This window comes from Marinicella litoralis (assembly GCF_002591915.1).
Classification (GTDB): Bacteria; Pseudomonadota; Gammaproteobacteria; order Xanthomonadales; family Marinicellaceae; genus Marinicella; species Marinicella litoralis.
Genome location: NZ_NIHB01000001.1, coordinates 889,511 through 896,740, shown reverse-complemented (window position 1 = coordinate 896,740; position 7,230 = coordinate 889,511). Strand labels below are relative to the sequence as shown.

Below are 7,230 nucleotides of genomic sequence, written 5' to 3'. Positions count from 1 at the left end.
TTGGCTAATTTAAAAGACAAGGGTTTTGAGCTTGTGTTAGTTATTCAATATGCTAACGAAAGCAACAAGGATGTTAAGTTCATGGACACTAGACAAATGCAACATAGTGGAACATTAAGGGACACAGGGAATGGCAATTATCAGTACAACGGTACGGCCAAAGAAACCGGTGCCGAATACAAAATGAATCAGCGCACCATAAATCACAGTATCACCCTAAATCATATTGTATCAAATCGACTTGTTTATTCTGGCTACATGAACACCACTAGAGGCGGAATATTATCGGGCAATGCTGGCATGATTAAATCAGCAATGAAAAAATTATCAAAAGTCTTTAGAAAGCTAGAGCTTATTAAGTAGCTTTATCTAAGGTTTTGATTGAGTTTTAACACTGGGTTTTATGGAATGGAAGTAAGCCCCCTATTACATAGGGGGGCTTCCATCACTTCCATTACCAACAAAATTAAACCGGCGCATATTGTTGGAACACCAATGGAACATTTTCAAACTTCGCTATGCTTGCGTTTGCACCGTTGGAACTTCCATGGAACTATAACCAGAGCTTCCACCTAAATCATGGAAGCTATCAATGGAACCTCTACTCATCGACTGAACATGATTACTGCCACCAATTTTATCAAAAGCAAGAGTCTGAATCACACCATCTCTGACGCTTGTCCTTAGCCCTTTTAATGCTGAAGTAATCTGCTCTTGGCTATAAGGTTTGTTTTGAGATACACCATCAATAACTGCTGACCAGGAAGTCAACTGTCGGCAGTGCAATATTATGTAGTCATACACCTGACCTCTGATGCCATTAGGTTTATTGGTATTGGTATCAACATTCTTTTTAGTCATCTCGGGAACCAATGATTGGATCGTCTCACCTTCAGAACTATGACCAATATCAATCAAACTAAACTTTAAATATTTTGGGCTTGGTGTTTCCACATCTTTTAATTTTTCAGCATGAAGCACGGCCTTGTTTTTAGACTTTGATTCCAGCTGGTATAGATAGTCAACGTCAGACTCAAGTGAATTACTACCACGTATTACATTGCTTTTGTTTTTATGATGGATAATCAAACATGTGGTATTAAAGGCACGTCTTATCGCATCAACACGGCTAAAAAACTCCCCCATTTCAGAGGCACTGTTTTCATCGCCGCGGCCAAAGCATTTACGTAACGTATCAAATATCACTAAACCAATCGGCTGGCCAATTTGTTCAAGTTGATTTAAAAAGTTTTCGTACTCATCATCATTTAATACTGCAACTCTTGTATCGGTAGGCATGAATTCTGCATCATCATAACCATACCTTACAAACCAAGCCTTGACACGTTTGATTAGCCCGTGGAAGCCCTCACCGGCCACGTAAACAGCAACCCCTTGCTTTGTCTCATGACTATGCCAATCCTTTCCTGTAGCCACTGACAATGCCCAATCCAAAGCTACAAATGATTTGTATGTGCCAGTTCGGCCATAAAGCACACCTGTAGTATCTTTCTCAATCACACCATTAATCAACCAATTAGGCTCAACACTTGAACTCATGAATTGTTTACAAGTTAGTATCTTGGCTTTATGCCTAAATACGCCCCCTGCTTTACGCAAGGGGCTCTGATTGCTACTATCACTGTGATTGTTGTCTATTCTTATATCAGGCATGTTGGACTCCTTTATTCAATAATCTGACAGCATCGTTGTAATCAAGACAATGGCTATTAGTCACCATGTATTTCACCGTGTCATCATAGCTATCAAACCTGTGAACAAAGTCTCTCATTGAATTTGAACCTAGCCAAATTTCATAAACTGGCTCATCACCGTCACGCTTTATAAGGCTGTACCCAAAGGATAATGACTTAATAAATATTGGCTCTACATCTGTTCCTTCATCAATCATCTTAATTCTCGTTTGTGTTGCACCGTTGACATCAACATTCCCACTTTCTTTAGGCGTAGGTGTAGCCTCACGACAAATATTGCCGTGCTTTCTGAATGCTTTGGTCATGTTAAACCTCTATAGAATTTTGGGCTTTAATCCAAAGATAGAACTTTTCAACATCAATCATCACCTTGCGACCGATTCTAACAATCGCATTGTGGTCATTTAAGCCGTTTGAATCAGCATGAAAGATTAGGTTTCTCATTCCACCGACTGTGAACGAGGGGTTTGCTTCAATAAACTTATTTACAGATAATAAATTCATATTATTTTTTCCGATTTGCTGACAGCATCGGTGTGGATATTTTGAACAACCAATCTGTCAGTCACATTTATAAACACAAGCATTTTTTTGCTTGCAACAAATGTTGTGGTCAGAGGCGGGGCTAAAAACTAATTCTTAAGAATGTTGCAATTATGATATGACTTCCGTAATATACAAACAGTGTTCTTTAAGCTTCGGTTTAAAGTGCGCCTATCTCTAAACAAGATATATGTAACTGCTAGCCTCTAACTTAGCGGGGAAAAGGCTAGCAGTGTTATATAATTCTTGATAAATCAACACAACACCAAAGATTATACTTTTGTTTGGCACGCAGTTTTTAAAATTTTTCCTATTTTTTTTAAAATTCTTACCCAAAAAAAAACTGCTATTAATTTCCGGCAAAAATTTTATCATTCATTGAGGCCACAACACTGCTTGTATGACTGTCTGACAAGTGAGCATACCGCTTAACCATATTCAATGTTTTATGACCCAACACCTCGGCTATTTCTGCCAATGATGCGCCATTCATGGCAAGGTATGAGGCGCATGTATGTCTTAGGTCGTGGAATCTGAAATTTTCTACTTCTGCTAACTTCAACACATCTTCCCAAGCACGGTAATTAAACACCGGTTTACTGGTAGTCTTATCTGCAAAGATATATGGCGTGTCCATTCTTACAACCTTGCAAAAGTTTTTCAATACATCCAATGCGAACCCTGTGATTGGAACCCTTCTTGATTCATTGTTCTTAGTCTCATGCAACAACGCATAACCATCACTTAAAAATAAGTCTTCACGTTTAAGCCCTAGAATTTCACCTTGCCTCATCCCTGTCGAAATAGCCAATACAATAAGTACATACATGTTTGGGTGTGGATGGCTTTTAGCTTTATCCAAAAGCCGGTGACGTTCATCAGTAGATAGAAACCTAACAACACCATTGGATTCTTTTGGTCGCTTAACTTTATCAAGCGGTGATTTTTCTAACCATTCCCATTCATTGACCGCCATTCTATAAACGGGTGATAATGCAGCCATATATCGAACCACTGTCGCCGGTGCACGCTTTTTCCCATTCTTTAATGGTTCATTCAACAATCGCTCTTTAACTTCTGTGATTCTTGTTGCTGTAACATCAAACAAACTATATTGCCCCAATTCAGCTTTCCACCGCTCCAGTTGATTCCTTTGCTTGTTAAAACTTTTCGGCTTATCTGTAAACCCAACCTTAAGATACCTATCAATCATTTGAGCGAACGTGTAACGCTTGGAAACTGCTTCCTTTAAATGCTTGCCTTGTCTTATTTCCGTCTCTCTTTGCTTGGCGTAGTTGGTTGCATCTGTTTTCCTACTGAATGAAGTTGATTCTGCCGGGTGGCCTTTGATACGTATTTTGACCTGGTAAGAGTCACCTCTTTTTATAATGGAAGCCATGATTACTCACATAATTTAATAATGAATAACAGTCTACAGCAATCAATAAAAAATGGCAATAAGGGATTAAGAATCCCCATGCTTAACTGGTAAACAAAGGGTCAACGCACCCTATGGGACACTCAGGGGACAATCTAGTGCGAATAGTGGGTATTTTTTCCATGACCAACTCTTAACGTGTGGCTTTCTTTGAATCAAATGGGGGCGTTGTTGTGATTTGTTAAACCGAACTGTCCCCAAAATGTCCCCGGCGCAAGAATATTGTTAGGCCAGTGATTGATGGATTGTTGGTAAGTTGATGATTTTACTAGATAAAAAATGGTGCCCGGTCGCGGAATCGAACCACGGACACGGGGATTTTCAATCCCCTGCTCTACCGACTGAGCTAACCGGGCACACCATGTTGAGACAGGTCGTCTCATAAGGAAGGCGAATTATAATTATGCGCTTGGGTGCTGTCAAACCTTTAATTCAAAGTTTCATGAATTTATCTGTTATCAATTGTCTTCATCTGGCGCATAACCTTGTGGTTTCACATCTTTGCCTTCAAACAAAAAATCAATCATTTTTTGTTCAATGATTTTTCGATGATCTGGATCGATCGGTGAAAAATGATTTTCATTGATGATCATGGTTTGTTGTGCCAGCCATTCTTGCCATAATTTTAAACTGACGTTTTGATGGATTTTTTGACCCAACTCACCCGGATAAGGTGTGTATGGGATGGCTTCCTGGTCGGCGCCATATTTAATGCAGTTGATGGTTGTCATATTGATCTAATATATGGGTTAATGCTTTGGGGTGAGGTCTTTCGCTTAATAAATCGCGTTCAACCCATGCCAAATCTGTTGACTGAATAGGCCCTGAGGCTCGGTAAATATGTAGGTGCAATATACGATGTGTGAGTTTATGGGTCAAGCTGAATTGAGCTTCTGCACCGGCATGGATTGCATTTAATGAATCCACTGAATCAAAAGTGGGTAAAAACCACAAATTAGGCCATATACCTGCTGACTTGCGGGGCAGCAAAGCCACTTGATTGTTCCTTACTGATAACAAGCAAAACAAATTCACTTCTTGTTGAATCACTTTGCGTTTTTTTTCTGGATACAGTTCAATCACACCTTGATCTCTGGCTTGGCAGGACTGCATCACTGGACATTGTTGACACTTGGGTTGGTGTTTGATACAAATTTTAGCCCCTAAATCCATTAAACCTTGGGTGTAGGCTGCCGGTTCTCTGGTTTCACGGTGTTTCTCAGCCAACTGCCACAACTGCTGCATCGTACTGCTTTTGTTTGGCTCACCTGACACCAAAAAGTGACGGGCAAAAACCCGCTTCACATTGCCATCCATGATCGGCTCTGCTTGGTCAAAAGCCAGCGACATGATTGCTGCTGCGGTTGACCTGCCAATACCCGGCAAAGCCATTAACTGGCTTAAATCATTGGGTAGCTTACCCTGGTGTTCTTGTTGGCAGATTATGGCGGTTTTGTGAAGGTTTTTGGCTCGGTTGTAGTACCCCAAACCAGACCACAATGACAACACTGCTTGCTCATCGGCATTGGCCAACTTTTCCAAAGTCGGCAAGGCTTCAATGAAACGATCAAAGTACGTCATCACTTTGATCACTTGGGTTTGTTGGAGCATGATTTCAGACAACCAAACATGGTATGGACTGACTTTGCTGTGGTCTTGACTTTGCCAAGGCAAGTTCTTTCTGCCATGCGCTTGGTACCAGTTAACAACTTTTGTACTGAATTTCAATTCGATTCAATCAATTGATGATGGCTTGGACAAAATCTTTGGCAATGAAGGGTTTTAAATCTGAAGATTTTTCACCCACGCCAATGAACCTGACTGGAATACCAAATTCTGCTGCCAAATTAAACAAAACGCCGCCTTTGGGGGTGCCATCCAACTTGGTAATCACTACGCCAGATAACAAATTGGCTTTGTTGAATTCACGCACTTGAGATATGGCATTTTGACCGGTGCCTCCATCAATCACTATCAGGGTTTCATGTGGGGCTGTTGCATCATTTTTTCGCATCACCCTAGAGATTTTTTCAAGTTCTTGCATCAAATTAGCTTGGGTGTGCAGTCGGCCTGCCGTGTCAGCAATCAAAACATCGATACCGCGGGCTTTGGCCGAAGCCATGGCATCAAAGATGACCGAAGCGGAATCTGCGCCGGTGTTTTGCGCCATCACTGGAATGTCTTCACGTTCGCCCCACGTTTTCAGTTGTTCAACGGCCGCTGCGCGGAAAGTATCGCCGGCAGCCAACATGACTTTTTTACCCATGCCTTTGTACTTTCTGGCTAATTTAGCAATGGTGGTGGTTTTACCCACGCCATTGACACCAACCACCAAAATCACAAAAGGTTGTTTGCTGTCATCAATGATCAATGGCTTTTCAACCACCTGGGCTAATTCAGTCAATTGATCTTTTAAGGCATCGAATACGGCATCGGTATCTGACAAATGACTTCGCTTCAATGATTTACGTACATTTTCCAACACCTCCATGGTTGCCGCTGCACCAACATCAGCCATTAACAACATGGTTTCCAACTCTTCAAACAAATCCTCATCAATTTTTTTCTTTAAGGAAAAAATTTGCTTCATCTTTTTACCAAAATTGTCATTGGTTTTGGCCAATTGCTGATTGAGTTGATGCGGTTCTACGCCTTGGGCCAACAGCTCTGGAGGCACGACTGTGTTCACCACATCTGGCTTTTCAACCGCAGGTTCGATTGAACGCTCGACCTGAGTGGCAGGTTCATTGGGTGTTTCAACAGTTGGTGTTGCATTGGATTGAACTGAATCCACTACCGACGGATCGACAGATTGCTCCTGAGCAGGTTGTTGATCAATTGGCTTTTGATCCTTTTGTTTTTGGTTTTTTCTTTTAAAAAACTTAATCATGAGTTTATTGTTTAGAAATTCCGTTAAAATATGGCGCATATTCTAACAAATACAAGGCTTAGTCAGAAAAGTTATATACACCCATGGGACAAATTCGCATCACTGGTGGCATCCACCGTTCAAGAAAAATAACCGTTGAAGACCAACCAGGTCTGAGACCGACCCCTGATCGCATTCGTGAGACCCTGTTCAATTGGCTGGGACAAAACTTAAGCGGACTACAGGTGTTGGACTTGTACGCTGGTTCAGGTATCTTGGCATTTGAAGCGGCTTCTCGAGGTGCTGAAAAAGTGGTTTGTGTTGACAACAATTTGCAGACAATTAAACAACTACATGCCAATTTGAATCAGTTGAAACTTGAACAAATCATCATCAAGCAACAAAATGCCGCTCAATTCATTGCTCACTGTGACCAAACTTTTGATTTGGTGTTTTTAGATCCACCGTTTGACAGCAACGAAATGAATACAATCAGTGGTATAATTTCGCCATTGGTTCGAACAGCTGGTAAAATCTACCGAGAATATGGAATTACACAAGACATCGCCCCCATGGATGAACAATTTTGGAATATAATCCAACAAAAAAAAGCAGGCCAGGTTCAGTTCGAAATATGGCAAAAACTTTGATAACCTAACGACCCA

At 41.0% G+C, this 7,230-nt stretch carries 9 protein-coding genes and 1 tRNA gene; 2 read left to right on the top strand and 8 right to left on the bottom strand.

Annotation, left to right across the window (positions count from 1 at the left end; genetic code table 11):
* Positions 1 to 363: hypothetical protein (locus tag CCS90_RS14905; protein ID WP_180236487.1), on the top strand; the 363-nt coding region annotated here is incomplete at its 5' end.
* A gap of 153 nt (positions 364 to 516) precedes the next feature.
* Here the strand turns inward: CCS90_RS14905 and CCS90_RS03980 are convergent.
* From CCS90_RS03980 to ftsY, 8 genes are all read right to left on the bottom strand, one after another.
* Positions 517 to 1,674 carry a helicase RepA family protein gene (locus CCS90_RS03980; protein WP_099018197.1) on the bottom strand — a complete coding sequence of 386 codons (1,158 nt, stop codon included), beginning with the start codon at positions 1,672 to 1,674 and terminating at the stop codon, positions 517 to 519.
* On the bottom strand, positions 1,667 to 2,020 hold the full coding sequence (locus tag CCS90_RS03975) for a hypothetical protein (RefSeq protein WP_099018196.1): 354 nt from the start codon (positions 2,018 to 2,020) through the stop codon (positions 1,667 to 1,669). Before CCS90_RS03975 ends, CCS90_RS03980 begins: the two co-directional genes overlap by 8 nt.
* A gap of 1 nt (position 2,021) precedes the next feature.
* Positions 2,022 to 2,219: a hypothetical protein gene (locus CCS90_RS03970; protein ID WP_099018195.1), complete on the bottom strand. Its 198-nt coding sequence runs from the start codon at positions 2,217 to 2,219 to the stop codon at positions 2,022 to 2,024.
* Between the two features lie 388 nt (positions 2,220 to 2,607).
* Positions 2,608 to 3,657: a tyrosine-type recombinase/integrase gene (locus tag CCS90_RS03960; protein WP_099018193.1), complete on the bottom strand. Its 1,050-nt coding sequence runs from the start codon at positions 3,655 to 3,657 to the stop codon at positions 2,608 to 2,610.
* Between the two features lie 319 nt (positions 3,658 to 3,976).
* Positions 3,977 to 4,052 (bottom strand) — tRNA-Phe (locus CCS90_RS03955).
* Between the two features lie 102 nt (positions 4,053 to 4,154).
* Positions 4,155 to 4,427: an oxidative damage protection protein gene (locus CCS90_RS03950; protein WP_099018192.1), complete on the bottom strand. Its 273-nt coding sequence runs from the start codon at positions 4,425 to 4,427 to the stop codon at positions 4,155 to 4,157.
* On the bottom strand, positions 4,405 to 5,424 hold the full coding sequence (gene mutY, locus CCS90_RS03945) for an A/G-specific adenine glycosylase (RefSeq protein WP_162846693.1): 1,020 nt from the start codon (positions 5,422 to 5,424) through the stop codon (positions 4,405 to 4,407). The genes CCS90_RS03950 and mutY overlap by 23 nt, the downstream gene beginning before the upstream one ends.
* Positions 5,425 to 5,434: 10 nt before the next feature.
* Complete coding sequence (ftsY, locus tag CCS90_RS03940) at positions 5,435 to 6,586, bottom strand: signal recognition particle-docking protein FtsY (RefSeq protein WP_211336939.1); 1,152 nt, start codon at positions 6,584 to 6,586, stop codon at positions 5,435 to 5,437.
* An 83-nt stretch (positions 6,587 to 6,669) separates the two neighbouring features.
* Between ftsY and rsmD the strand changes: the two genes are divergently transcribed.
* Positions 6,670 to 7,215 (top strand): 16S rRNA (guanine(966)-N(2))-methyltransferase RsmD, encoded by a 546-nt coding sequence (gene rsmD / locus CCS90_RS03935; protein WP_099018189.1) that lies wholly within the window; start codon positions 6,670 to 6,672, stop codon positions 7,213 to 7,215.
* Positions 7,216 to 7,230: the final 15 nt, after the last annotated feature.

Excerpts from the sequence above, each read along its gene's own strand:
- CCS90_RS03975 (WP_099018196.1), bottom strand. The coding sequence starts at position 2,020 with ATGACCAAAGCATTCAGAAAGCACGGCAATATTTGTCGTGAGGCTACA.
- rsmD (WP_099018189.1), top strand. The coding sequence starts at position 6,670 with ATGGGACAAATTCGCATCACTGGTGGCATCCACCGTTCAAGAAAAATA.
- ftsY (WP_211336939.1), bottom strand. The coding sequence starts at position 6,586 with ATGATTAAGTTTTTTAAAAGAAAAAACCAAAAACAAAAGGATCAAAAG.
- CCS90_RS03950 (WP_099018192.1), bottom strand. The coding sequence starts at position 4,427 with ATGACAACCATCAACTGCATTAAATATGGCGCCGACCAGGAAGCCATC.
- CCS90_RS03980 (WP_099018197.1), bottom strand. The coding sequence starts at position 1,674 with ATGCCTGATATAAGAATAGACAACAATCACAGTGATAGTAGCAATCAG.
- CCS90_RS03960 (WP_099018193.1), bottom strand. The coding sequence starts at position 3,657 with ATGGCTTCCATTATAAAAAGAGGTGACTCTTACCAGGTCAAAATACGT.
- CCS90_RS03970 (WP_099018195.1), bottom strand. The coding sequence starts at position 2,219 with ATGAATTTATTATCTGTAAATAAGTTTATTGAAGCAAACCCCTCGTTC.